General features: G+C 66.1%; 22 protein-coding genes. 15 read left to right on the top strand and 7 right to left on the bottom strand.

Annotation, left to right across the window (positions count from 1 at the left end; all coding sequences use genetic code 11):
* Positions 1-4 precede the first annotated feature (4 nt).
* Entirely contained in the window at positions 5-649 is a 645-nt protein-coding gene (locus tag CNE_RS26405) for a response regulator transcription factor (protein WP_013953352.1), read from the top strand.
* A gap of 34 nt (positions 650-683) precedes the next feature.
* Here CNE_RS26405 and CNE_RS26400 read toward each other — a convergent pair whose 3' ends face one another.
* Together CNE_RS26400 and CNE_RS26395 are read right to left on the bottom strand one after the other, a co-directional pair.
* Positions 684-1,280 carry a DJ-1/PfpI family protein gene (locus CNE_RS26400; protein ID WP_013953351.1) on the bottom strand — a complete coding sequence of 199 codons (597 nt, stop codon included), beginning with the start codon at positions 1,278-1,280 and terminating at the stop codon, positions 684-686.
* A gap of 86 nt (positions 1,281-1,366) precedes the next feature.
* Positions 1,367-2,491: an NAD(P)H-dependent flavin oxidoreductase gene (locus CNE_RS26395; RefSeq protein WP_041228673.1), complete on the bottom strand. Its 1,125-nt coding sequence runs from the start codon at positions 2,489-2,491 to the stop codon at positions 1,367-1,369.
* A 265-nt stretch (positions 2,492-2,756) separates the two neighbouring features.
* Between CNE_RS26395 and CNE_RS26390 the strand changes: the two genes are divergently transcribed.
* Positions 2,757-3,662, top strand: coding sequence for a hypothetical protein (locus CNE_RS26390; RefSeq protein ID WP_013953349.1), 906 nt, complete (start codon positions 2,757-2,759; stop codon positions 3,660-3,662).
* Between the two features lie 80 nt (positions 3,663-3,742).
* Here the strand turns inward: CNE_RS26390 and CNE_RS26385 are convergent, their stop codons facing one another.
* The gene (locus tag CNE_RS26385; protein WP_041228672.1) at positions 3,743-4,411 is read right to left on the bottom strand and encodes a GntR family transcriptional regulator; all 669 of its coding nucleotides are present in this window, start codon (positions 4,409-4,411) and stop codon (positions 3,743-3,745) included.
* A 331-nt stretch (positions 4,412-4,742) separates the two neighbouring features.
* On the opposite strand from CNE_RS26385, the gene CNE_RS26380 reads away from it, so the two are divergent.
* The 4 genes from CNE_RS26380 (at position 4,743) to CNE_RS26365 (ending at position 10,348) form a co-directional block, all read left to right on the top strand.
* Positions 4,743-5,996, top strand: a complete 1,254-nt coding sequence (locus tag CNE_RS26380) for an MFS transporter (RefSeq protein WP_013953347.1) — start codon at positions 4,743-4,745, stop codon at positions 5,994-5,996.
* A 109-nt stretch (positions 5,997-6,105) separates the two neighbouring features.
* Positions 6,106-6,918, top strand: coding sequence for a putative hydro-lyase (locus CNE_RS26375; RefSeq protein WP_013953346.1), 813 nt, complete (start codon positions 6,106-6,108; stop codon positions 6,916-6,918).
* Positions 6,919-6,946: 28 nt separating this feature from the next.
* On the top strand, positions 6,947-8,590 hold the full coding sequence (pxpB, locus tag CNE_RS26370; RefSeq protein ID WP_013953345.1) for a 5-oxoprolinase subunit PxpB: 1,644 nt from the start codon (positions 6,947-6,949) through the stop codon (positions 8,588-8,590).
* Positions 8,591-8,617: 27 nt separating this feature from the next.
* Positions 8,618-10,348 (top strand): acetyl/propionyl/methylcrotonyl-CoA carboxylase subunit alpha, encoded by a 1,731-nt coding sequence (locus tag CNE_RS26365; RefSeq protein ID WP_013953344.1) that lies wholly within the window; start codon positions 8,618-8,620, stop codon positions 10,346-10,348.
* Positions 10,349-10,387: 39 nt separating this feature from the next.
* Here CNE_RS26365 and CNE_RS26360 read toward each other — a convergent pair whose 3' ends face one another.
* Complete coding sequence (locus CNE_RS26360; RefSeq protein WP_013953343.1) at positions 10,388-11,191, bottom strand: BPL-N domain-containing protein; 804 nt, start codon at positions 11,189-11,191, stop codon at positions 10,388-10,390.
* Between the two features lie 287 nt (positions 11,192-11,478).
* Between CNE_RS26360 and CNE_RS26355 the strand changes: the two genes are divergently transcribed.
* Positions 11,479-11,664 carry a hypothetical protein gene (locus CNE_RS26355; RefSeq protein WP_013953342.1) on the top strand — a complete coding sequence of 62 codons (186 nt, stop codon included), beginning with the start codon at positions 11,479-11,481 and terminating at the stop codon, positions 11,662-11,664.
* A 190-nt stretch (positions 11,665-11,854) separates the two neighbouring features.
* The gene (yedA, locus tag CNE_RS26350) at positions 11,855-12,757 is read left to right on the top strand and encodes a drug/metabolite exporter YedA (protein WP_013953341.1); all 903 of its coding nucleotides are present in this window, start codon (positions 11,855-11,857) and stop codon (positions 12,755-12,757) included.
* Between the two features lie 24 nt (positions 12,758-12,781).
* Here yedA and CNE_RS26345 read toward each other — a convergent pair whose 3' ends face one another.
* From CNE_RS26345 to CNE_RS26335, 3 genes are all read right to left on the bottom strand, one after another.
* On the bottom strand, positions 12,782-13,474 hold the full coding sequence (locus CNE_RS26345; protein WP_013953340.1) for a GntR family transcriptional regulator: 693 nt from the start codon (positions 13,472-13,474) through the stop codon (positions 12,782-12,784).
* A 120-nt stretch (positions 13,475-13,594) separates the two neighbouring features.
* On the bottom strand, positions 13,595-15,208 hold the full coding sequence (locus CNE_RS26340) for a glucan biosynthesis protein (protein WP_013953339.1): 1,614 nt from the start codon (positions 15,206-15,208) through the stop codon (positions 13,595-13,597).
* A gap of 133 nt (positions 15,209-15,341) precedes the next feature.
* Positions 15,342-16,097 carry a TerC family protein gene (locus CNE_RS26335; protein ID WP_013953338.1) on the bottom strand — a complete coding sequence of 252 codons (756 nt, stop codon included), beginning with the start codon at positions 16,095-16,097 and terminating at the stop codon, positions 15,342-15,344.
* A 205-nt stretch (positions 16,098-16,302) separates the two neighbouring features.
* Between CNE_RS26335 and CNE_RS26330 the strand changes: the two genes are divergently transcribed.
* The 7 genes from CNE_RS26330 to oxlT all read left to right on the top strand — a co-directional run bounded on the left by CNE_RS26330 (position 16,303) and on the right by oxlT (position 25,501).
* A complete protein-coding gene (locus CNE_RS26330; protein WP_013953337.1) occupies positions 16,303-17,280 on the top strand; it encodes a 2-dehydropantoate 2-reductase in 978 nt (325 codons plus the stop codon).
* A 276-nt stretch (positions 17,281-17,556) separates the two neighbouring features.
* Positions 17,557-18,276 carry a GntR family transcriptional regulator gene (locus CNE_RS26325; protein WP_011617427.1) on the top strand — a complete coding sequence of 240 codons (720 nt, stop codon included), beginning with the start codon at positions 17,557-17,559 and terminating at the stop codon, positions 18,274-18,276.
* A 357-nt stretch (positions 18,277-18,633) separates the two neighbouring features.
* Positions 18,634-19,866: a formyl-CoA transferase gene (frc, locus tag CNE_RS26320; protein ID WP_013953336.1), complete on the top strand. Its 1,233-nt coding sequence runs from the start codon at positions 18,634-18,636 to the stop codon at positions 19,864-19,866.
* Between the two features lie 138 nt (positions 19,867-20,004).
* The gene (locus CNE_RS26315; protein ID WP_013953335.1) at positions 20,005-20,787 is read left to right on the top strand and encodes a fumarylacetoacetate hydrolase family protein; all 783 of its coding nucleotides are present in this window, start codon (positions 20,005-20,007) and stop codon (positions 20,785-20,787) included.
* A 37-nt stretch (positions 20,788-20,824) separates the two neighbouring features.
* Entirely contained in the window at positions 20,825-22,387 is a 1,563-nt protein-coding gene (locus CNE_RS26310) for a Re/Si-specific NAD(P)(+) transhydrogenase subunit alpha (RefSeq protein ID WP_013953334.1), read from the top strand.
* 15 nt (positions 22,388-22,402) lie between these two features.
* On the top strand, positions 22,403-23,800 hold the full coding sequence (gene pntB, locus CNE_RS26305) for a Re/Si-specific NAD(P)(+) transhydrogenase subunit beta (protein WP_013953333.1): 1,398 nt from the start codon (positions 22,403-22,405) through the stop codon (positions 23,798-23,800).
* Positions 23,801-24,157: 357 nt separating this feature from the next.
* Complete coding sequence (gene oxlT, locus CNE_RS26300) at positions 24,158-25,501, top strand: oxalate/formate MFS antiporter (protein WP_013953332.1); 1,344 nt, start codon at positions 24,158-24,160, stop codon at positions 25,499-25,501.
* Positions 25,502-25,561: the final 60 nt, after the last annotated feature.

Below are 25,561 nucleotides of genomic sequence, written 5' to 3'. Positions count from 1 at the left end.
ACCGATGAGCCCGGTCAGGGTCGCCGTGGTCGCCGTCTCGCCGCAGGCGCGGGCAAGCCTGCAGGCGCTTGTCGAGGCGGCGCCAGCGCTGGATTTCGCAGGCAGCGCGGCCGACACCGCAGGGATCGCCGACCGCTTTGCCGGCGACGTGCCGGATGTGGTCGTGATCGAACTTGAGCCGCAGGCCGGTGACCTGCCGGTGCCAGAGGCGGGCCGAGATTCCGCAGCGCCGGCGCTGGTCCTGCTCACCGACGAGGCGGACAGCGAATGGATCCATGAGGCGCTGGGAGCCAGCGCCACGGCACTACTGCCGCGTGGCGCGACGCCCGGCGAAATCATCTGCGCGATCGAAGCTGTGGCCGCGGGACTTTGCGTGCTGTCCCCGGAGATCCTCGCCAGGCTGCTGGCGGCGCGCAGGGCACCTCGCCAGACGGCATCCGCGGCTCTGACCGAAACGCTCACCCCACGCGAGCTTGAAGTGCTGGCCATGCTCGCCGAAGGGCTTGGCAACAAGGAAATCGCGCGCCAACTCGACATATCGGACAACACGGTGAAGTTCCACCTCTCCGCCATTTTCGGCAAGCTCGGCGCAAGCAGCCGCACCGAGGCTGTATTGCAGGGCATGCGGCACGGCCTCATCATGGTGTAGGAGGCTCAGCCCGGAGTCACATCACCAGCGCGCATCAGAGGAACGGCGAAATGTTCGCCATCGCGCGCGTCACGTAGGCCTCCTTCTCGCCCACTGGCGCCACATAGTCAATCGCGCTGCGTGCAGCCTCGACGCCTTCCAGACGGGCGATGAACCAGGCGGCCAGGTACTGCGACGCCAGGCACCCGCCGGCGGTTGCAACGTTTCCCTTGGCGACAAACGGCTGATCGAGCACGGCCACGCCGGCCTCCACTACCCATGGCTTGGTGGTCAGGTCCGTACAGGCCGGAACGTCGTTCACCAAGCCCAGTTTGGCGAGAATGAGCGTGCCCGAGCATTGCGCGCCCAGCAACTGGCGCGTCGGGTCGAAGCGGAGTTGCGACATCAGCGCGGCATCGGCGACGACGTCCCGGGTTCGGATCCCACTACCCACCAGCACAGCGTCCGCGTTGCATGCGTCCTCCAGCGATGCTTGCGCCTCCATCACCACACCATTCAGCGAACGCACCTTGGCCGCCGGACTGGCGATCGAAACCCGCCAGCCGGGCCGCCTGACCCGGTTGAGGATGGCGAGCGCGATCAGCGAGTCGAGTTCGTTGAAACCTTCGAAGGTCAGGATGGCGATGTGCATGGCGGGCCTCGTGGGAGTGGAGACATTGGGTTTGCGCCATCGTAGAGCCGACAGTCAGTACATTCAAATAATTGTTATAGATACGCTCAGGCTGCGTCCTGCGGGTCCGCAAACGTAGCCATGCGCAGGATCGCTTCCCTGAGCTCTGACCTGAGTTGCGCAACCAGCTCCGCGGCCGGCAGGGACCTGGCCAAGGGCGCTGCCTGCCCGGCCCACTGCGCTGCGTACTCAGCGCTCCCCGTGGCCTTGGCCGCGGCGTGAAGCGCCTTTCCCGCGTCATAGGCGATCGGGTAGTCCGGCACCGGAGGTGCGTCGGCGGCGATGCCGAGTGCCGTGAGCCGGTTGGTGAAGCCCCTGGCCGCGCGGCCCGATATGGCGCGGGTGAGTGTGGTCGGGCGCGGTTGGGGTGCGGTCAGCGCCGCGCGATAGGCGGCATCGGCAGATGACTCCGGGCAGGCGACGAATGCCGTGCCAAGCTGGGCGGCTTCCGCCCCGAGAGCCAGCACCGCGGCAATGCTTGCCCCGTCCATGATGCCGCCCGAGGCAATCACCGGAAGCTTCGTGCCCAGGACCAGAAGACGCACCAGAGCCAGCGTGCCGAGGCCTTCGTCGTAGCCATCGGTGTCGAAGGTGCCGCGGTGTCCGCCAGCTTCGATGCCTTGCGCGACGATGGCGTCCACGCCGGCGGCCTCTATCTGGCGGGCCTCCTGCAGGGACGTTGCACTGGCCAGCAGCACAATGCCGGCACCGCGTAGCGCATCAATTTTCTGCTGGGAGGGAAGGCCAAAATGGAAGCTCACCACCGCTGGCTTTTCTTCCAGCAGCATCTGGAACATGGCGTCGTCGGCCACGAAACTCTTGTAGATTTCCCGCAAGCTCGTGGGTGCTGTCCCGCCGTGCTCGGCAAACTGGGCGGCAAGGTAGGTGAGCCAGGCCTGCTCGCGCACCACATCGGACTTGGCCGGGGCGTGGCAGAACAGGTTGACGTTGAATGGCTTGCCGGTCAGCGCTCTTGTCTCGCGGATTGTCTTTCGCGCGGCTTGCGCGTCCATTGCCCCGACGCCAAGCGAGCCCAGCCCGCCGGCCTTTGACACGGCGGCAGCCATGGCCGCTGTGCTGACACCGGCCATGGGCGCCTGGATGATGGGCGTGGCAATGCCCAGGATCGAAAGTAGGTTGCGGCGGTGGCTGGAAGGCGTGGAAGTGTCCATGAAAGTCTCTTTCTCTTTGAAGTGCAGAATTCCGCTCGGGAGATTATCGAAGGCGACGCTGTACCGGAGGGTATCGAGCATGCCATGAAATCTGGCAGCGTGAGATGTTGCTGCGGCTTCGCAATGCATTGTTCATCGCGCGACGCATCCGGAGCTGTCGGTGCGGGGCAAGGTGGCTTACCGCACGCGCCCCGCATTGCATGCTTGGGATACCCGGCAACTATCGACTAGCTTGGAAGCCTTGGGGCCGCTTCGATGGGGCATCATGATGAAGAGGATCACAGGGCGCCTGGTCACGATTGTTTCCATGGGCATAGCAGCAGGCCTTTCTGCCGCAAGCGGCGCGTGGGCCTCTGACATCGTCTGCAAATCAACTGCGCGCGAATCCCCCGTACGCTGCAACAACCCGGATGGCTCCGGGGTGAGATGCAACCTTGCGACGGACGAGGCCGGGCCGCGGGCGCGCCCGCGGCATCTGATCTGCGATTCGTCCAGGCTGTCAGAGCGCTACGAGCGCATCTACGCCGAGCAGCAAAGGATGCTGCGCAAGGGCAGGATCCAGGACTCGGACATCGCGGCGTGGCGCAGCCGGCGCGATGCCTGCGACTCGGTACGATGCCTGGAAAGCATGTTCGCCAAATTCTGGCGGGAGCGGGATTCGATGCGAATCGCACCGGGCCGGTCCGACTCCGCGAATCAGGCTGCAACGGCCAGGTCTACCCCGGCCAGCCAGGAGGCGGCACCGCCGCCCGCGGCGGCTTCCGCACAGGCCCCACAGGCCTCAACGCAGATCCCTGAGCCGACGCAGCGCGTACAAGAAGAGCCGCCGCCGGCAGTGCCGCTTGCCATGTCGGCCGGACCGGAACCCGTCGAACCAACACGGCCGACGGCTCCCGCTGTCGAAGCGCTGCCTGTCTGGCAAGGCACCACAGCGCCTCCCGTTGCCGGGAACAAGAACAGCAGCCCGGCCAAGCCCTATCCGGCAGCCCTTGCCGTGGAGAGCCTGCTTTCCGGACTTGCCGTGATGGGCGCGGGTTTCCTGTGGACGCGCCGTACCGCGCGCGCCCAGGATCGGACGCGTTTCGCCATCCCGGCGGCGGCGGTGGTGGTGGTCTATGGCTTGCTGCTTGTGAATGCGCTGCTGCTGCCGTTTACGCTTGCCGTGAAGTGAGGACACCACATCTTGAGCAGGCAGTGGCCATCGGGGCCCGGCGCGCAGCAGCTACGCATGGATACGCTCTGCGCCTGCGTTCAACGCCCCTTGAAAATCGGGTGCCGGGCGCAAACCGACAGCACGATGCGCTCAGACTGCGCCAGGTAGTCGTTGAGGGCCGCGGCACACTCTGCGAGCTTGCCCGACTCGAACAACTGCAGGATGTGCTGGTTCATCTCGACATATGGACCATGCAGGAATTCCGGATCCTGCAGCATGCCGAACGCCAGGCGCAGCTCGGCGAGCAGGTGGGAGAACATCACGTTCAGCCGCTCGCTGTCGGCCAGTTCCACGATGGCCATATGGAACTCCATATTGGCAGTGCCCGCGCCTTGCCAGTCGCCGCGGTCGCGGCAGCGCAGTCCCGTTTCCACCGCTTCGCGCAGGTGCTTCCTGGCCGGATGGCTGGGGTAGGCCTGGGCGATGGCCTGGCACTCGATCATGCGGCGCACGCGGTAGATGTCGATGATGGCCGCGATGCTGGGAATCGCCACGGATACCCCGCGGTTGGGTTCGTGCTTGAGCAGGCCTTCCTTGGTCAGCACGCGAAAGGTCTCGCGCAAGGTATTGCGCGAGATCTGCAGGCTCTCGCTAAGCGCGGCTTCCGACAAGCGCTGCCCGGGCGCGAATTCGCCATGCACGATGCGCTGGCGAATCTGCTCCGTGACCCGCTCGGCCAGATTTCTTACGTCAGTACTGGATGTCATGTTGGCTTGTGTCGGGGCGACAGGTTCCGGCATGCCCCGTGCGGGATGTTATCCCACTTTGTTGAACAATAGGCACAAGATTGGTGCGAATGATGCCCTGCAAACGTGACTTAGGTGTATACCACGATCGAACAACAGCCAATATTGTTCAACAATAAGTCATGGTGGTTGAGTCATACATGCATATATATGAACATGGCATGTGTTTTGCTAAACAGCGGTTGGGTGCAGGGCCGCTGGATAGCGGTCTTGCTCTCTACCGGAACTTCGTCGTGAAGACAGCGCGACGAGCCTTGTCCACGCTTTGTCCTTATCCATAGTGAGCGCAACCATGTGGCTTAAAGAAACAAACCAGGCGGAGCGCAAGACGCTCTTTGCCGCCTTCGTCGGCTATGGGGTCGATGCCTTCGACTACATGATCTACACCTTCATGATCCCCACCTTCATCCTGGTGTGGGGCATGACCAAGGCCGAGGCGGGCTACATCGCGACGGGCGCGCTCATCAGCTCGGCCATCGGCGGCTGGCTGGCCGGCATCCTGGCCGACAAATATGGTCGCGTGCGGATCCTGCAGCTGACCGTGCTCTGGTTCAGTTTCTTTACGTTCCTGAGCGGCTTCACCCAGTCCCCCGAGCAACTGTTCCTGACCCGCATGCTGCAAGGCCTGGGCTTTGGCGGCGAATGGTCGGTCGGTTCCTTGCTGATCGCAGAGATGATCCGGGCCCGCCACCGCGGCAAGGCGGTCGGACTGGTGCAAAGCAGCTGGGCCATCGGCTGGGGCCTGTCGGCGATTGCATTCTGGGCGGTCTATGCCATGTTCGAGCAGCAATACGCATGGCGCGTGCTGTTCTGGGCCGGCGTGCTGCCGGCGATCTTTATCCTGTATATCCGCCGCAATATCTCCGAGCCCGAGGTGTACCAGGAAACCAGGGCCAAGTTGGCCCGCACCGGGCAAAGCAATAACTTCATGCTGATCTTCAAGCCCGGTGTGCTGCGCGTGACGGTGCTGGCAAGCCTGCTGGCGACCGGCATGCAAGGTGCCTACTATTCGGTGACGACCTGGCTGCCCACCTACCTCAAGATGGAGCGCAATCTCTCCGTGCTAAACACCAGCGGCTACCTGATGGTGCTGATCGCCGGGTCCTTCGCCGGCTACCTGACCAGCGCCTGGCTGTCCGACCGTCTGGGGCGCCGGCGTTGCTTCATGCTGTTTGCGGTGAGCGCGGCCTTCCTCGTGATCTGCTATACGCAGTTGCCGATCACCGACGCTGCGATGCTGGTGCTGGGTTTCCCCCTGGGCTTCTTCCTGTCCGGCATCTTCTCGGGGATGGGGGCGTACCTGACGGAGCTGTATCCGAGCCATATCCGCGGCTCCGGCCAAGGCTTCTGCTACAACTTTGGCCGTGCGGTCGGTTCCATATTCCCGGCCATGATCGGGCATATGAGCGCATCGATGTCGCTGGGTGTTGCCATCGGCTATCTTGCCGCCGGCGCCTATGGACTGGTCGTCATCGCCTGCCTGCTGCTGCCGGAAACGCAAGGGCGCGAACTGCTCGCCGAAGCCGGGGCCGAGGCTGCGCATTGATCACCCGCCAATACGGCAGGAGCTACGCGCACTGCAGACCTGACTGGCGACAGCGACGGCGTAAAGATTCGCGCATTCGCCTGATCCAAGACACTGGAGAGCAACACTCATGCAAGATTCCGCACTGGAACGCGCCCGCATCGCCGCTGTGAACGCCGCGCGCGAAGCGCGCGCAAGCTACCGTGCCGGCACGGTACAGCCTACCGCCGGCATTGCACCGGGGATGACCCAAGCCAACATGATCGCGTTGCCGCGCGACTGGGCCTGGGACTTCCTGCTGTACGCGCAGCGCAACCCCAAGGCCTGTCCCGTGCTCGACGTGATCGAAGCGGGTGCACAGCAGACCGTGCTGGCGCAAGGGGCCGATATCCGCACCGACATCCCGCTGTATCGCGTGTGGCGCGACGGCAAGCTGGTGGAGGAGGTGGCGGATGCCACGCCCCTGTGGGCTGAGCACCCGGATCTGGTCACCTTCCTGATCGGCTGCAGCTTCACCTTCGAGACGCCGCTGCAAGAGGCAGGCATCGAGGTGCGGCATATCGCCGACGGTTCCAACGTGCCGATGTACCGCACCAACCGCCAGTGTCGCCCGGCTGGCCGCCTGCATGGCGAGATGGTCGTGTCCATGCGGCCCATCCCTGCGCACCGGGTTGCCGATGCGGTTTCCATCAGCGGACGCTTCCCGTCGGTGCACGGCTCGCCCGTCCATGTCGGCGACCCGGCCGCGCTGGGCATTGCCGACCTCGCCAGGCCTGACTTTGGTGACGCCGTGCGTATCGAGCCGGGCGAGATCCCGGTATTCTGGGCTTGCGGCGTCACGCCCCAGGCGGCCGTGATGGCGTCGGGCGTGCCGTTCGCCGTGACGCATGCGCCGGGCCACATGTTCATTACCGACGTGCCAGACAGCACGTATCACGTCTAGGACCCCCGGGGTCATTGCGGAGCTCGTTTTGCGTTTTCTGCCCGTCACTTCGAATGCGCTGCTGGTGGAACTGGCCGACCTGGACCAGACCCTGGCCTTGCTGGCCTCGCTGCAGCGCGATCCCCTGCACGGCGTGGCGGAGTTGGTGCCCGCCGCGCGCACCATCCTCGTTTACTTTCGCCCATTGGCCACCAGCGCCGCCGCGCTGGTACGGGCCATCGCCGCGCGCGACCTGTCGCAGCGCGTCGAGCGCAGCAACATCCTGGTCGAGATTCCGGTGCGCTATGACGGCGAGGACCTGGCCGAGGTGGCCCAGCTGCTTGGCATCACGCCCGGGGAAGTGGTGCGCCGCCACACCGCCAGCGAATACACCGTTGCCTTTACCGGCTTTGCGCCAGGCTTTGCCTATCTCAGCGGCGGCCATCCCAGCTTCGACGTGCCGCGCCGCAGTACGCCGCGCACGCGTATTCCCGCCGGCGCCGTGGGCCTGGCTGGCACCTTCAGCGGCGTGTACCCGCAAGCCAGCCCGGGCGGCTGGCAGATCATCGGGGTCACCCCCGTGGCCATGTGGGACCTGGATCGCGAACAGCCCGCGCTGCTGCAGCCCGGCTATCGCGTGCGGTTCATCGACATCGCCACGCTCGATGGCGTGCTCGATGCGGGCAGCGGCATCGCCGCCGGCGCCCCGGCGGGCCAGCCGTTGCCGACGGACAAGGCGCCTGCTGCCGCGGCGCTGAAGGTGAAGGCCACCGGGCTGCAGACCGTGTTCCAGGACCTGGGCCGGCACGGCCAGGCGGGGCAGGGCGTCTCGGCCTCGGGTGCGATGGACCAGGCCGCCCTCAAGATGGCCAACCGCCTGGTCGGCAACCGCAGCGACGGCGCGGCGCTCGAGACCGTGGGCGGCGGCCTGCAACTGCAGAGCGTGGGCGAAACCGTGCTGGCTGTCACCGGCGCCGATGCGGCGCTGACGGTGCGCACTGCCGATGGCCGCCGATGGAGCGTCCCGAACCACCAGGCCGTGGCGCTGGCCGATGGCGACACGCTAAGCATCGGTCAGCCTCTTGCCGGCGCCCGCAGCTATGTGGCTGCACGCGGCGGGTTTGGCGTCGCGCCGGTCCTGGGCAGTTGTGCGACTGACACCCTGGCCAAGGTCGGCCCCGCGCCGCTGGCCGTGGGCGATGTGCTGGACCTGCTGCCCGCAGCGGCCGGCGCTGTCGTGGGCACCCCCGGCTTGCCTGCCGCCGACCTGCCCACGGTGGAGCAGGACGTCGTGCTGGACGTGGTGCTCGGTCCCCGCACCGACTGGTTCACTGCCGAGTCCGTGACGCGCCTTGCCGCGCAGCGCTGGCAAGTCACCCCACAATCCAACCGCGTGGGCCTGCGCCTGGCCGGCGAGGTGCCGCTGGAGCGCGCCATCACCGGCGAACTGCCCAGCGAGGGCACCGCCCTGGGTGCGTTGCAGGTGCCGCCAAGCGGCCAACCCGTGCTGTTCCTGGCCGACCACCCGCTGACCGGCGGCTACCCCGTGATCGGGGTCGTGGCGCCTTACCACCTGGACCTCGCCGGACAGATTCCGGTTGGCGCCTGGCTGCGTTTCAACCCGGTCGGCGCCTTCGAAGAATTTCAACCGTCAGAACTGCAACCGTCGGCGCAGCGACCGTCTGCCGCCTGAGCGCACAAGCCCCAACCGAGATTTGCGATGAAGAAAGTCCTGATTGCCAACCGTGGCGAGATTGCCGTCCGCATCATCCGCGCCTGTGCCGACTACGGAGTCGGGTCGGTGGCGGTGTATGCCAATGCCGATATCGACGCGCTGCACGCGCGACTGGCCGATGAGGCCTACGGCCTAGACGGCGACCGTCCGGCGGACACCTACCTGAACATTCCCAAGCTGCTCGAAATCGCCCGACGCAGCGGGGCAGATGCCGTGCATCCGGGCTACGGCTTCCTCTCGGAAAGTGAAGCCTTTGCCAAGGCAGTGATCGATGCCGGCCTGGTCTGGATTGGCCCGTCTCCCGCCACGATTGCCCGGCTGGGCGACAAGGTGGAAGCGCGCAAGATCGCCTTGCAGGTTGGTGCGCCGCTGGTCGCCGGCACGGCAGACCCGGTCGCGGACGCCAGCGAGGTACTGGCCTTTGCCGAGCAGAACGGCCTGCCGATTATCATCAAGGCAGCCTTCGGCGGCGGCGGCCGCGGCATGAAGATCGCATGGCGCATGGATGAGGTTGAAGAGCTGTACGCCTCCGCCGTGCGCGAGGCTGTCACTGCCTTTGGCCGCGGCGAATGCTTCGTTGAGCAGTTCCTCGACAAGCCTCGCCATATCGAAGCGCAGGTACTGGCCGACCAGCATGGCAATGTCGTGGTGCTGGGCACGCGCGACTGCTCGCTGCAGCGCCGCAACCAGAAGCTGGTCGAAGAAGCCCCCGCGCCGTTTCTGACCGACGCGCAGCGCGCGCGTATCCACGCCGCCGCCCGCGACATCTGTGCGGCGGCCAACTACACCAGTGCCGGCACCGTGGAATTCCTGCTCAGCGCCAGCGGCGCGATCTCCTTCCTGGAGGTCAACACCCGCCTGCAGGTGGAGCACCCCGTGACCGAGCAGACCACCGGCGTGGACCTGGTGGTCGAGCAATTGCGCGTGGCGGATGGCTTGCCGCTCTCCATTACCGAAACCCCGGCGCCGCTGGGCCATTCGATCGAGTTCCGCATCAACGCCGAGGACGTGGGCCGCGGCTTCCTGCCCACGCCCGGGCCGGTGCTGCGCTTCGATGCTCCGTCGGGCCCCGGCGTACGCGTGGATTCGGGCGTGCAGTCGGGCTCGGTGGTCCCCGGCACATTCGACTCGCTGATGGCCAAGCTCATCGTGACCGGTGCCACGCGCGAACAGGCGCTGGCGCGCGCGCGCCGTGCGCTGCGCGAGTTCCGTATCGAGGGTGTGGCGTCGGTGCTGCCGTTCCACCGTGCGGTGATCGACCACGCAGATTTCCTCGGCGCGGATGGCTTCAGGGTCCACACGCGCTGGATCGAGTCCGACTTCGCCGAACCGCTGGCGGCGGCCACCCGTGCTGAGCCCCAGCACGATGCCAGCCTGGTGCGCACCGCCATCGAGATCGACGGCCGCCGCATGGTGCTGGGCCTGCCGGCGCAGCTGCTGCGCGGCCTCGCCGACGCGCCCGGGCAAGGCAGCGCCGCGGCGCCGGCCCAGGCCGCCGCTACCGACCCGGCCGACCTGCCGTCCCCGATCGCCGGCACCGTGCAGACCTGGAAGGTCGCAGTTGGCGACGAGGTCAAGGAAGGCGACTTGATCGCCGTGATGGAAGCCATGAAGATGGAGATGCAAGTCCATGCTCATCGCGGCGGCCGCGTAACGTGGCAGGCGGCCGCAGGCACTTTCCTGACGGCGGGGACGCGGCTGGTCAACATTGTGTGAATTCACTAAGAATGCCGGCCAAAGGGTAGGGCGCGCCGCTCAGTTCAGCACAAGCCCCGCGTGCGCCAGCAAGCGGCGAAACACCGCCAGGCGTGTATCGCCGGTCTCCGCCAGCCGGTCGCAGACATGAAGGTGTTCAGGCATATCGCTGTGTCCGCGCAGCGCATCCTTGCACTCCCGCTCGGAGATCTCCAGGTGGACACCGGCGAGCACCGCGCGGCCCTTGCCAACCCGTGAACTGACGATGGCGGGCGGCGTGCCATCGATATCCGCATAGACGGCCAGGACCTGCGTGTCGGGGCCGGGGGCGTCGCCGAAGTCAAAGCGGCACCCGCCATGGTAGTGGGTGTATAGCGACATCGGGACATCGGTCAGGCTGTCCGTGGTGCGCAGTTTCACCGCGGCCGTGGTACGCGGCGTGCCGTCATACAGCATGCCGTCGGTAAGTTCTGGCAGCGAGCCCACTGCCACCGCGTCGACAAAGCTCAGCTCGCGCGGGCCGCAGATTGCGCCCCTGGTGCCGGCGTGAAACGCCAGTTCCCGGCATGCGTAGTAAGCGCCCGCGCAAATCCCGAGGTAGACGCCGCCCTGCTCGACGAAATGCCGGATGCGCGCGTTCGGGGCACCGTTCAGCATTGCACAGTAGGGAAGGTCGGCGCCACCCGGCATGACAAACAGCACCGCCCCATCGAACAGCGTGGCGTCGTGCCGGATGTCGTCTGCCATCACCGCACGGATCTCGTAGGTGCTGGCATGGAGTTGGTGCCCGATGGTCCGCATCAGGCATGCGGTCCAGTCGGAAGCGCCGGCGTCGACATAGGTCAGGATCTGGGGCCTTGGCATACCGGCATCCGTTTTTGAATAACGAACGGAAACTCACGGGACGGCTCCGGCACCGGTCTCGGAGAGGAGGTCGGGTGATCCAAGGTGCTCTTATTGTGCATCGACAAGGCATATCGTTGCCCTGAATGGATTCAAGCACAACGCTGCCGATCGGCAAGATTTCGGTGACATCGCCAACAAATTGTTGCTCTCCCACATACGTACTTTCACCTAATGCTGCATTGCGACAATTCTTTTGCTACAATCAGGGAAAACCCCATAAGGGTAATCCCGAAAGGAAGGACGCCATGAACACCCAATCCGATATCAAGCTGACTGACCAACTCGAACGCGACCTGATCGACCGTGAACTCGGTACGCAAAGCCTGGGCTTCGCCCACGACGTGAAGCGCGCCATCGCCTTCGTCCAGAGCGCGATCGAGCGCCTGCAGACCCAGGCCCGCAAGGCCAAGGTGGTCTACGCCAACGGCTAAAGTGTTGTTTGCAGCATAGTAGTTGCGGCCCGTTGCGGGCTGCGTTGTAGAACCGGCCATACGTGCGCCCGCCCGGGCAGACGCGGCCGGTCTTGTTTTGCCCGCGGTTCTTGCGTGCTTTGTGAATAACTTTCGCAAGGCTTGCCAGACCTTTTCGTTTGGCCGGGACGTGGCAGGGGGGCTATCGTGGATGCCTGCGCAATATGCCTTCCCGACCATGCCCCCGCTTGTCCTGCTGTGCCTGCTGATCACCTATGTTGTCTGGGGCACGACCTACCTGGCGATCCGCTTTACGCTGGAGAGCTTTCCGCCGCTGTTCATGATGGGCACGCGCTTCCTGTGCGCGGGCTTGCTGCTGGCCGCCTGGCTGGCGTGGCGAGGCACGCCGATGCCGCCGTGGCGGCTGTTGCGCAACTGCGCGGTGCCGGCGCTGTTCCTGCTGGTGGGCGGCATGGGCTTGACCGCGATTGCCGAGCAGACGATTTCTTCCGGCGCCACCACGGTGATGATCGGGTCGATGCCGATCTTCGCGCTGATCTGGAGTGCCTGCTTCGGCAACCGGCCGAAATGGTATGAGTACGTGGCGATCGCGATTGGCAGCCTGGGCATCCTGGTGCTGACCGCGGGGGCGGAATTCCGCGTCAGTATCGGGGGCGTGGTGGCGCTGATGCTGGCCGTGGCGAGCTGGTCGTTCGGCTCGCAGCTGGCGCGCCGGCTGGAACTGCCCCAGGGCGCCGCGGCATTTGCCGCGGAGATGCTGATCGGCGGCGCGGTGTTGATGGTGCTGTCGGCGCTGCGGCAGGAGCCGTGGCCGGCATCGGTCAGCGCGCAGGCCGGATGGGCCTGGATCTACCTGGTAGTGGCGGGGTCGCTGGTGGCGTTCTCTGCCTATATGTACCTGGTGTCCACGGTCAGCCAGACGCTGTCGGCCAGCTATGTCTATGTGAACCCGCCGGTGGCGCTGGCGATGGGCGCGTGGCTGGGCGGCGAGCAGATCGCCCCGCAGACGCTGGGTGCGGTGATGCTGATCCTGGTGGCGCTGGCCGTGCTTAGCCTGGGCACGCTGCGCACGGCGCGGACTCAGGCGGCCTGATACTGCCGACTGCCACCGGGCAGATCAACTGCCCGACTGTTCCTGGATCCAGAGCGACAGCCGCACCTTGTAGGCCTGCTGGATATGCCGGCGCGCGATCTGCTCGGCCAGTGCCGGGTCGCGCTTTTCCAGCGCCTCGACCAGCGAGATGTGTTCTTCGTAGGAGCTGCGCGCGCGCCCCGGCACCGCCAGCGTGGTGCGTCCCAGCAGTGCCATCGACTCATGCAGCGAGCGCAGCGTCTTCAGCAGGTAGCGGTTGTGGGCGCAGCGGTGCAGGGTTTCGTGGAAGAGCCGGTTGTTCAGCGCGAGCCGGTCGGGATCGTCGGCGATGGCCAGGTCGCGCTCGACGATATCGCGCAGCAGCGAGATCTCCACGTCGGTGGCGTGGCGCGCGGCCAGCGCGGCGGCGGTGCCTTCCAGCACTTCGCGCATCACGTACAGCTCGCTGACCATGCTGGCGTCGAGCTGGGTGACCATCATGCCGCGGTTGGGCTCGTTGACGACCAGCCCTTCGGACTCCAGCCGCGACAGCGCTTCACGCACCGGCGTGCGCGACAGGCCCAGGGATTCGGCCAGTTCCACCTCGCGCAGCCGCGTGCCGGGGGACAGCTGGCCGGCCTGGATGGCGGCGCGCAGTTGCTGGTAGGCGCGCTCTGAGCGCGGGAGCGATGCGGCCTGGCCACTCTCGGCGGCGCCGGCGAACTCTTGAGAAATCATGTGAGGCTGGCTGATGCGGTTGGACTGTCGTAGCCAGCCATCATACCCGCTCGTGCGCGGCTGACATCACGGCGACGCAATATGGGGTAAAGGGCCCGGCGCGCGGCCGTGCCGGGCGCTTCAGCCCGCCGGTGACTGGAACGGATGGTATTGATAGAGCCAGGTCTCGGACAGCGGCTTGCCGTTCATCCTCAGGAACAGGCGGATATCGACCGGCTGGTTGCCGTCGGCGGTCAGGTCGAACTGGGCACGCCAGTGGCCCGGCACGCCGTTGGGAACGGCCTCGGTGAAGACGTAGGAGAAGGTGCCGCGCGAGGCGGTCAGCACGGCCTCGGGTTTGACGCCGAAGGGCAGTTTTTCCAGCGGCGCGCCCTTGAACTCAACCATGAACTTGCGCACGCCCTTTGGCCGCGGCTGGCCCGGCTGGCCGCCATTGCCCAGGCGCGTGGCCACGCAGCGCGCCAGCGGCGAGGGGAAGGGCTCGTCGGCCTGCCAGTGCAGCCGGTAGCGCAGGCGGTAGGTGCTGCCGGCCTTGGCCGGGGCCTTGGGCACCCACATGGCGACGATGTTGTCGTGGATCTCGTCATCGGTGCGCAGCTCAACCAGCTGCACCGAACCGGCGCCCCAGCCGTCGCGCGGCTCGACCCACAGGCTCGGGCGGCGCTCATAGTTGACGCCGTCCTGGTAGTGGTCGAACAGGCGGTCGCGCTGCAGCAGCCCGAAGCCCTTGGGGTTGTCGTCGGAAAACGCCGAGGCCGTGGTCTGCGGCGGGTTGTTCAGCGGGCGCCAGATATGCTCGCCGGCGCCGTTCCACAGCGCCAGGCCGTCGGAGTCGTGCACCTCTGGGCGCCAGTCGACGGCGGTGCCCTTGATGCCTTCAGAGAACCAGAACATCGAGGTCAGCGGCGCCAGCCCCAGCCGGCCCACATCCTTGCGCAGGAACAGCGCGCATTCCACATCCATGATCACGGCCTTGCCACGCTGCATGACGAAGCGGTAGGCGCCGGCGATGCTGGGGCCATCCAGCAGGGCATAGACCGTGACGGTATCGCCGTTGCCCTCAGGCGTTTCGAACCAGAAATGGGTGAAGGCCGGGAATTCCTCGGACTTGCCGGCCTCGGCCACGTCGATGGCAACGCCGCGCGCGGACAGCCCGTACTGGTACAGGTCGCCGATGGCGCGGAAATACGATGCCCCGAGGAAGGCAACCCAGTCGTTCTTGCGCCAGTCGCGCGTTTTCTGGTCGCCGAGGCGGCTTTCCTGGAAGCGGAAGCCGGCAAAGCCGCTGCCCGGCGGCAGCTTGTGCGCGGGGCTGTCGGCCGGCATGTCGAAGTAGGCGTCGTCGTAGACGATCTCGCGGGCCTTGGCGGGGCTGCCCTTGGCGCGCTCGATCACGTGCATGCGCACCGGCGTGCGGAAGTACGTGCCGAGGTGAAAGAAGGTAACCGGGAACTGCCCGGGGCCACTGGCAAAGAGCGCGTCGTCGGTGCGGAAGCGGATCTTGCCGTGGGCGTCGTAGTCGATGCGGGACAGCACGTCCGCGGGCGGCGACGGCGGCGGCGCGTAGGGCTTGCCGGCCAGCGCGCGGGCCCGTTCGATCAGGGCGTCGAAACCGAATGGCTGGGCCTCGCCGAGCTTGATCCGGCTGGCTGCCAGCACCGACGGGGTAATGCCCAGTGCGGCGAGCGCGGCGGAGGCAGTGGCGGAGACCAGCAGGGTTCGGCGGTTCATCATGTGGCGAGAGCGTCCTTTTATTGTCCGGGGGTTGTGCAGAACTGTAAGAGACGCCGCCGTCCGCGAAAAGTTCGGACACCCTCTGTTACAGGCAGCCGCCCGCAGCCTGACTGCAAGCGGCCGCCGCCGCACATCAGTGCGCCTGCCCGCCGGCCCGGCGCCGCTGGCGCCGTTGCCGCGCCAGCATATTCAGCCCCTCGACCGCGGCCGAGAACGCCATCGCCGTATAGATATAGCCCTTGGGCACATGGGTGCCGAGGCCCTCCGCGACCAGTGTCATGCCGATCATCATCAGGAAGGCCAGCGCCAGCATCACGATGGTCGGGTTGCGGTTGATGAAGTTGGCCAGCGGTGTGGCCGCGAACAGCATCGCCATCACCGCGGCGATCACCGCCACGAACATGATCTGCACATGCTCGGTCATGCCGACCGCGGTAATGATGCTGTCGATCGAGAACACCAAGTCCAGCACCAGGATCTGGCCGATGGCCGAGGCAAAGCTCTGCACCGCCTTGGCCGTGCCGCCTTCCTCGGCTTCCTCGTCCGCCGAGACATGGTGGTGGATTTCGCGCGTGGCCTTCCAGACCAGGAAGGCGCCGCCCGCAATCAGGATGATGTCGCGCCACGACAGCCCCTGGCCCAGGATGGTGAACACCGGCTCGGTGAGCTTGACGATGAAGGCGATGGTGGCCAGCAGGCCCAGGCGCATCACCAGCGCCAGGCTGATGCCGATCTTGCGCGCCTTTTCGCGCATGGCTTCTGGCAGCTTGTTGGTCAGGATCGAGATGAAGATCAGGTTGTCGATCCCAAGCACGATTTCCATGGCCACCAGGGTGGCCAGCGCCGCCCACGCGGCGGGGTCCTGCAGCAATGCCAACGACGCTTCCATGAGGGCTCCGGGTGTCAGGTTGCAGGCTGGCGCCGGACGGTGGTCCGCCCGGGGCACATGCAGGCGTCATGTTAGCGCAGCGCCGCTTGCACGCGCAGTGTGATCCGGAAAGATAAAGGTTGTTTGACGCGGTTGCCATGCGCCTCTATGGAATATAGTATGTGATATATCAAAGCATCTAAATCGGGCCATCAAGGAGACAGCAATGAAAGTGTGTATCTACGGTGCAGGCGCCATCGGCGGCTATGTCGGGGCGCAGCTGGCGCGCGCGGGGGCGGAGGTCAGCTTCGTCGCGCGCGGCCCCCATCTCGCGGCAATGCAGGAACATGGCGTCAAACTGCAGATCGACGGCGAGGAGCGTGTGGCCAAGGTGCGATGCACCAGCGACCCGCGCGAGCTCGGGCACCAGGACTATGTGTTCATCACCCTCAAGGCGCATTCCGTGCCGGGCGTGGTGGACCAGATGCAGCCGCTGCTGGGGCCGGAAACCGCGGTCGTCACCGGCGTCAACGGCATTCCGTACTGGTACTTCTACAAGCATGGCGGCGAACTGGCCGGCAGCACGCTGGAAAGCGTCGATCCCGGCGGGCGCCAATGGAAGGGACTGGGGCCGGAGCGGGCGATCGGCTGCGTGGTATATCCCGCGGCCGAGATCGTTGCGCCCGGCGTGATCAAGCATGTCTACGGCAAGAAGTTTCCGCTGGGCGAGCCGGATGGCAGCCGCTCCGCGCGCGTGACCCGGCTGAGCGAAATGATGATGGCCGCCGACCTGGACGCCCCGGTGCGCGACAACATCCGCGACGAGATCTGGCTCAAGCTGTGGGGCAACCTGTGCTTCAACCCGATCAGCGCGCTCACGCATGCCACGCTCGACGTCATCACCGCCGACCCGGCCACGCGGGCGCTGTCGCGCCAGATGATGGTGGAGGCGCAGGGCATCGCCGAGCGCTTCGGGGTGAAGTTCCGCGTCGACGTGGAGCGGCGCATCGACGGCGCCGGTGCGGTGGGCGCGCACAAGACCTCGATGCTGCAGGACCTGGAGGCCGGGCGGGCCATGGAAATCGACCCGCTGCTGACCGTGGTGCAGGAAATGGGACGCCTGGTCGCGCAGCCCACGCCGATGTGCGACGCCGTGCTGGGGCTGATCAAGCAGCGCGACACGATGGCCAAGCTGGCTGCCTGAGCGCGGCTGGAAACAGGGGATACCGCCGGGTCAGGTATCCCCTGGCGCACGCCAGGCGCGCCAAGATGGCGTGCGCCGGGCTTGCGAAGCGAGAAAGGCAGGGCGATAGTGATATACCATATACGACAGACCGCGCACCGCTACTGTGCCGATGCATGACAACAACGCATTGTTTGATGCGTTTTCGTAATGGGTCAGGCGTTTTTGCTAAGCTGTGCGGCAATGCGGCGGTAGCCATTCCGGCCACCCTGCCGCTGGTCTCACACGAGCTCATTCATGTCTGCGCAAAGCCAATCCATCGTCCAGCCCAACGGGCTGGCCTTGTCCGTGCAACCGATCAACGCCGGCGCAAGCCTGCGCGACCAGGCCTACGCCATGTTGCGCCAGGCCATCGCTGACGCTGACATCTACCAGTCGCGCGACGAGATCCGCCTCGATGAGCGGGTGCTAAGCGAGGCCATGGGTGTCAGCCGCACGCCCATCCGCGAAGCCATGACGCTGCTGGAGCAGGAAGGCTTCCTGCGCACCGTGCCCCGGCGCGGCATCTACATCATGCGCAAGACCAAGCGCGAGATCGTGGAGATGATCCAGATGTGGGCCGCGCTGGAAAGCATGGCGGCGCGGCTGGCCACGGAGAACGCCACCGATGCCGAGATCGCCCAGCTGCGCAGCATGTTCGACAGCTTCCGCGATTCCACCCCGGCCGAGCATATCGAAGAGTATTCCGACGCCAATATCGCGTTCCACCAGGCGATCGTGCAGCTGTCCAAGTCGCACATCATCATGGACACGATCCGCAATATCTTTATCCACGTGCGCGCGATCCGGAAGATGACGATCTCGCAGAGCGACCGGGCGGCACGCTCCATCGTGGACCACCTGCGCATCATCGAGGCGCTTGAGAAGCGCGATACCGAGCTGGCCGAGCGCCTGGTGCGGCAGCATTCGCTGGACCTGGCTGACTACGTGGAACGGCACTGCGACTTCCTCGACTGAAGGCGTGCGGGGCAGGGCGGCAAAACGGCGGACCTGGGTCCGCCGTTTTGCTTTTGTGCGTTTCCGGATGGCGGGCGAGCGTTTCGCGCTATGGTATGTGATATATCAATGCGAAAAAATCCTGGCTGATTGATTCGGAATTTCCCTGGGTTTCCCACTTCCGACAGGCGAAACCGGCCGATTGCTGCATTGCATCGTCGAAATTTGTGTCGCACCGGGCAAACTCCTCTTGCTCTCTTCTGATATATCACATACCGTATGTCATCAAGAGGCCGGAACGGACCCAAGTGAGTACGCGCCGAGCACCAGGAATCAGACCATATACAAGTGAAACCATCGCCCGAGGAGACATCCGAAATGGAAACCAAGGCACTGCAAGGCGTTCGCATCCTGGACATGACCCACGTCCAGGCGGGCCCCTCGGCCACGCAGCTGATGGCGTGGCTGGGCGCGGACGTGATCAAGGTGGAAATGCCCGGCCGCGGGGACATTACCCGCAGCCAGCTGCGCGACGTGCCCAATGCCGACAGCCTGTACTTCACCATGCTCAACAGCAACAAGCGCAGCCTGACGCTGAACATGAAGACGCCCGAAGGCAAGGCGCTGCTCGAAGACCTGGTCCAGCGCTGCGACGTGCTGATCGAGAACTTCGGGCCGGGCGTGCTGGAGCGCGCCGGCTTTGACTGGGACCACCTGCAGGACCTGAACCCGCGGCTGGTCTATGCCTCGATCAAGGGCTTCGGCCCGGGGCCGTACGCGGACTGCAAGGCGTATGAGAACGTGGCCCAGTGCATGGGCGGGTCGGCCTCCACCACGGGCGATGCCGAGGGCGTGCCCACCGTCACCGGCGCGCAGATCGGTGATTCAGGCACGGGCGTGCATTGCGTGGTCGGCATCCTGGCCGCGCTGCTGCAGCGCGAGCACACCGGCCGCGGCCAGCGCGTGGAAGTGGCGATGCAGGACGCGGTGCTGAACCTGTGCCGCGTCAAGCTGCGCGACCAGCAGCGCCTGTCCAACGGCCCGCTGCGCGAGTACCCCAACGAAGAGTTCGGCGACCACGTGCCGCGCGCCGGCAATGCCTCGGGCGGCGGCCAGCCGGGCGCGGCGCTGCGCTGCGCGCCGGGCGGCCCCAACGACTATGTCTACGTCATCATCCAGCCGCAGGGCTGGGAGCCGCTGATGCGCCTGTGCGGGCGCGAGGACCTGATCACCAATCCGGACTACGCCACGCCCGAGGCACGCCTCAAACACCTGGCCGACTGCTTCGCCGTGATCGAGAAATGGACCGGCGGCCGCAGCAAGTTCGACGTGATGGCGGCGCTCAACGAGGTCGATGTGCCGTGCGGCCCGATCCTGTCGATGAAAGACCTGATCGAGGACGAGTCGCTGTACCAGCGCGGCTACCTGAAGGAGCTGGAGCACCCGCAGCGCGGCAGCTACGTGCAGCTGGGCTGCCCGATCACGCTCTCGGCGTCGCCGGTGGAGATCGAGCGCTCGCCGCTGCTGGGCGAGCATACCGAAGAGATCCTCGAGTGGCTGGGGCGCTCGCCCGCGCAGATCGCCGCGATGAAGCTGGCCGGCGCGGTATGACGCAAGCCTGACGTCATTCCCGCCTGTGCGGGAATGACGATTCCGGGCGCGAGCCGCCCGCGATCCCATTTCTTCCAAGATCCTGCAACCGACATCCGAGCAGGCAGGGTCTCCCTTTGCCTGCGCAAGGAGCATGCTGTGCAAACCTGGATACGATTTCGCCGCGCCGACGGCAGCATCGGCCATGGCCGCATCGACAAAGCCGATGGCAACCGTGTCATCGAATATGACGGCGACGGTTTCAACGACCCCGCCCCCACGGGGGCCGTGCATGACCGCGCGTTGCTGACGCTGCTCGCGCCCAGTGCGCCGGGCAAGGTGGTGGCGCTGTGGAACAACTTCCATGCGCTCGCGCGCAAGCTGGAAAAGCCTGTGCCCACGCATCCGCTGTTCCTGCTCAAGCCGGCCTCGTCGCTGGCCGGGCCGGGCGATGCCGTGCTGCGCCCCAAGAGCTACGACGGCAAGATCGTCTATGAGGGCGAGTTGGGCATCGTGATCGGCAGCAAGGCGCGCAATGTGTCGGTGGCCGAGGCCGGCGCGCATATCTTCGGCTACACCGTCGTCAACGACGTGACCGCGGCCGAGCTGATCACAGCCGACCCCAACTTCCCGCAGTGGACGCGCGCCAAGGGCTTCGACACCTTCGGCTGCATCGGCCCGGCCATTGTCTGCGGCTTCAACTGGAAAGCCGCCAGCGTCATCACGCGGCTCGATGGCGTGGAGCGGCAGAACTACCCGCTGTCGGACATGATCTTCTCGCCCGAGGAACAGGTCAGCCGGATCTCGCAGGACCTGACGCTGATGCCCGGCGACGTGATTGCGTGCGGCACCTCGATCGGCGTGGGGTCGATGAAGGACGGTGCGGTGGTCGAGGTGGCGATCGCGGGCATCGGCTCGCTGGTCAACCACGTGCGCGGCTGAGCCGGCGCCCGATTCCTTCCATAAAACGGTGAATGCCATGCCAATGACGATCGGTGTGCCACGCGAAGTCCACCCGGGCGAGCGGCGCGTTGCCGCCACGCCCGACTCGGTCAGGGAACTGCTCAAGCTGGGCTACCAGGTGGTGGTGGAGACCGGCGCCGGCCAGGAAGCGTCGTTCTCCGACGCTGACTACAGTGCCGCCGGTGCGGCCATTGTCGACGCGGCCAGCCTGTGGGCCTCGGTCGATGTAGTGATCAAGGTGCGCCCGCCGCAGGTCCATCCCAGCCTGGGCGTGGAAGAGGCGGCGCTGCTGAAGAAGCATGCCACGCTGATCGGCTTTGTCTGGCCGGCGCAGCAGATGGCGATGCTGGACCGGCTGACGCAGCGCGGCGCAACCGTGCTGGCGATGGACTGCGTGCCGCGCATCTCGCGCGCGCAGAAGCTGGACGCGCTCAGCTCGATGGCCAATATGGCGGGCTACCGCGCCGTGATCGAAGCCGCGCATGCGTTTGGCCGGCCCTTTGCCGGGCAGATCACGGCCGCGGGCAAGATCCCGCCGGCGCGCGTGCTGGTGATCGGCGCGGGCGTGGCGGGGTTGGCGGCCATCGGCGCGGCGCGCAGCCTGGGGGCGGTGGTGCGCGCCTTCGATACGCGGCCGGTGGTGCGCCAGCAGATCGAAAGCCTGGGCGCCGAGTTCCTGACCGTCGAGATCGAAGAGGACGGCAGCGGCAGCGGCGGCTATGCCAAGGAGATGAGCCCGGCCTTTATCGAAGCCGAGATGCGCCTCTTTGCCGAACAGGCGCGCGAGGTCGACATCATCATCACCACCGCGCTGATTCCGGGCAGGCCCGCGCCCAAGCTGCTTGAGGCCGGCACGGTGGGCCTGATGCGCGCCGGCAGCGTGGTGGTCGACCTGGCCGCTGAGCAGGGCGGCAACTGCGTGCTGACCGTGCCGGGCGAAGCGGTGCGCCAGCACGGCGTGACCATCATCGGCTACACCGACCTGCCCAGCCGCATGGCCGCGCAGGCCAGCCAGCTCTATGGCACCAATATCCGCCACCTGCTGACGGAGCTGACGCCGGGCAAGGACGGCCAGCTCGTGGTCGACATGGACGACGAGATGATCCGCGGCGCCACGGTGCTGCACCAGGGCACGGTGACCTGGCCGCCGCCGCCACTGACGGTGGCGATCCCGCAGCAGCAGGCGCCGGCCGCGACGCCGCCGCTGCAGGCCGAGGCCGAGCCGCCGCGCAGCCGCACCGGCGCGACGCTGCTCGCGCTGGTCATCGCGGTGGCTGCGTTGCTGGGCCTGGGCGCGGTCGCGCCGCCGGCTTTCATGGCGCATTTCACGGTGTTCGTGCTGGCGATCTTTGTCGGCTACCAGGTGGTGTGGAACGTCACCGCCGCGCTGCATACGCCGCTGATGAGCGTGACCAATGCCATCAGCGGGATCATCGTGGTGGGGGCGCTGGTGCAACTGGGCAAGCCGTCGCTGGTGACGGCGGTGATTGCCGGCAGCGCGGTGCTGCTGGCCACCATCAATATCGCCGGCGGCTTCCTGGTGACGCAGCGCATGCTCAAGATGTTCCAGCGGGACTAGAGGGGGGAGACAGGGATGCCATCCGGAATCAGCAATATCGCTTACCTGGGCGCCAGTGCGCTCTTCATCCTCAGCCTGAGCGGGCTGAGCCACCCCGGCACCGCGCGCCGCGGCAACCTGCTCGGCATCGCCGGCATGGTGATCGCGGTGCTGACCACTGTGCTGGCGGGCAGCCCGGACGGCATCGCCATCATCATCGGCGCGATGCTGGTGGGCGGCATCGCCGGCGCCATGCTGGCCAAGCGCGTGGAAATGACGCAGATGCCGCAGCTGGTGGCGGTGCTGCACAGCTTCGTCGGCCTGGCCGCGGTGCTGGTGGGCTACGCCAACTACCTGGATACCCATGCGCTGACCGGCGCGGAGAAGGCCATCCATGAAGTGGAGACCTACCTTGGCATCCTGATCGGCGCGGTCACGTTCACGGGCTCGATCATCGCCTTCCTGAAGCTGCAGGGCACCATGGGCGGCAAGCCGATGCTGCTGCCCGGGCGGCATGCCTTGAATGCCATCGCGCTGCTGGTTTGCGTGTGGCTGGGCTATGCCTTCCTGAGCGCGCCCGACGCGCAGCAGGGGCTGGTGCCGCTGGCGATCATGACTGGGATCGCGCTGCTGGTCGGCGCGCACCTGGTGCTGGCCATCGGCGGCGCCGACATGCCGGTGGTGGTGTCGATGCTCAACAGCTACTCCGGCTGGGCCGCGGCGGCTACCGGCTTCATGCTCGGCAACGACCTGCTGATCATCACCGGCGCGCTGGTGGGATCGAGCGGCGCCATCCTCAGCTACATCATGTGCAAGGCGATGAACCGCAAGTTCCTGTCGGTGATCCTGGGCGGCTTCGGCGCGGTGCAGGCGCAGGGCGCGGCGACCGAGCAGGGCGAGGTGCTGCCGGTGTCCAGCGAGGAAGTCGGTAACCTGCTCAAGGACGCCAGCGACGTGATCATCGTGCCTGGCTACGGCATGGCCGTGGCGCAGGCCCAGGGCACCATCAGCGAGATCGCGCGGCGGCTGCGGGCGCAGGGGGTCAATGTCCGCTTCGGCATCCATCCGGTGGCGGGCCGCCTGCCCGGGCACATGAACGTGCTGCTGGCCGAGGCGCGCGTGCCGTACGACATCGTGCTGGAGATGGAAGAGATCAACGACGACTTCGAGAAGGCCGACGTGGTGCTGGTGGTGGGCGCCAACGATATCGTCAACCCCGGCGCGCTGGAAGACCCAGGCAGCCCCATTGCCGGCATGCCGGTGCTGGAGGTGTGGAAGGCCCGCACCGTGGTGGTGTCCAAGCGCAGCATGGCGGCGGGCTACGCCGGCGTGGACAACCCGCTGTTCTACAAGGACAACACGCGGATGTGGTTTGGCGACGCCAAGGGCAGTGTCGACGCCTTGCTGCGGCAGTTGGAGGAAGCCCCGGCCTGAGGTGAGCATTCCGGATCCGTTCGCGCTTTGTTCAAGCCAGCGTCGCCCCCTGCTCTTGCGGGGCGACGCTGGCTTTTGTTGCTGGTACGGATCGAAGGCATCTGGTCGGGCGCCGGACCATGGACGAGCCGCGATGGAAGCCCGCGAGGCGATTCATGCCGGTTCAGTCATATATAAATGATCGTGAATAGATACGATAAAAAACTTTAAGACCTGTCAAATTAAGCTTCAGGTAGCATGAATCCACGACTTCATGTGCCGCAATGCCAGGCGCCGGTCTAGATGTGAGAAGGGCAACCCACAAAGCCCTGATGTGCCCGTCGAGGCACAAACAAACGGTACCAGGAGACAAGACAGATGGCGCAATTTGAAGCATCGGCCTCGGCCGGTCACGGCAACGTGAACGGCCGCGGGCTGCAGAACCGTTGGATCCAGCTTGCAATCGGCGTGGTGTGCATGGGGCTGGTGGCGAACTTGCAGTACGGCTGGACCCTCTTCGTGTCACCGATGGACGCCAAGCATCACTGGGGCGCGTCCGCTATCCAGGTGGCATTTTCCATTTTTATCGTGACTGAAACCTGGCTGGTGCCGCTGGAAGGCTGGCTGGTGGACAAGTTCGGCCCGCGCCCGGTGGTGGCGGGCGGGGCCATCTGTGCGGGACTGGCCTGGGTGATGAATTCCTATGCGACCACGCTGCCGGAACTGTATGCGGCCGCGGTGATTGCCGGCATCGGCGCGGGCGGCGTCTACGGGACCTGCGTCGGCAACGCGCTGAAGTGGTTCCCGGACAAGCGCGGCCTGGCAGCGGGGCTGACGGCGGCGGGTTTCGGTGCCGGCTCGGCCATCACGGTGATCCCCATCGCCAACATGATCCAGAGCTCGGGCTATGAAAAGGCCTTCCTGACCTTCGGCATCCTGCAGGGCGTGTGCATCTTCGTGCTGGCACTGCTGCTGGTGAAGCCCAAGGCGCCCAAGGGCGCGGTGGCGGCCAAGGCGGTGCTGACCAATCCGGTCGAGTTCTCGCCGGGGCAAATGGTGAAGACGCCGGTGTTCTGGCTGATCTACGTCTGCTTCGTGGCCGTGGCAGCGGGCGGGATCATGGCGACGGCCCAGCTCGGGCCCATCGCCAAGGACTTCGGCTTCGCCTCGATGCCGGTGACGATGCTGGGCATGACGCTGCCGCTGCTGACCATGACCTTGTCGATCGACAACTTGTGCAATGGCTTTACGCGGCCCTTGTGCGGCTTCCTGTCGGACCGGTTCGGGCGCGAGAACACCATGTTCGTGATCTTCATCGGCGAAGGTCTGGCGCTGCTCGGGCTGATGCAGATGGGGCACAACCCGTACTGGTTCATGTTCTTCGCGGCGCTGACCTTCCTGTTCTGGGGCGAGATCTTCTCGATCTTCCCGGCCTTGTGCGCCGATACCTTCGGCAGCAAGTTCGCGGCGGCCAATGCGGGCACCCTGTACACGGCGAAGGGCACGGCGGCGATGGTGGTGCCGCTGGCATCGATCCTGTCGGCCTATGGTGGCTGGGGAGCCGTGTTCTCGGTGGCGGCGGTGGTGACGATTGCGGCGGGGATCTCGGCCAAGGTGTTCCTGGCGCCCATGCGCAAGCGCTTTATCACCGGGCATGCCGAGGCAGTGCGCGTGTCCGACGCCGCGTTCCTGGCTGGCATGTCGCCGCGTCAGGGGGAGTAATCCCAGGCTGAAGGATAGGGGAGCCCGGCGAAGTCTGCCGGGCTTCGGAGTGAGGTCAGA

The sequence above is a fragment of the Cupriavidus necator N-1 genome (genome assembly GCF_000219215.1).
Taxonomy (GTDB): domain Bacteria; phylum Pseudomonadota; class Gammaproteobacteria; order Burkholderiales; family Burkholderiaceae; genus Cupriavidus; species Cupriavidus necator.
Note: the sequence above shows the minus strand (reverse complement) of the source record. Positions and strands in the feature narration are given on the sequence as shown.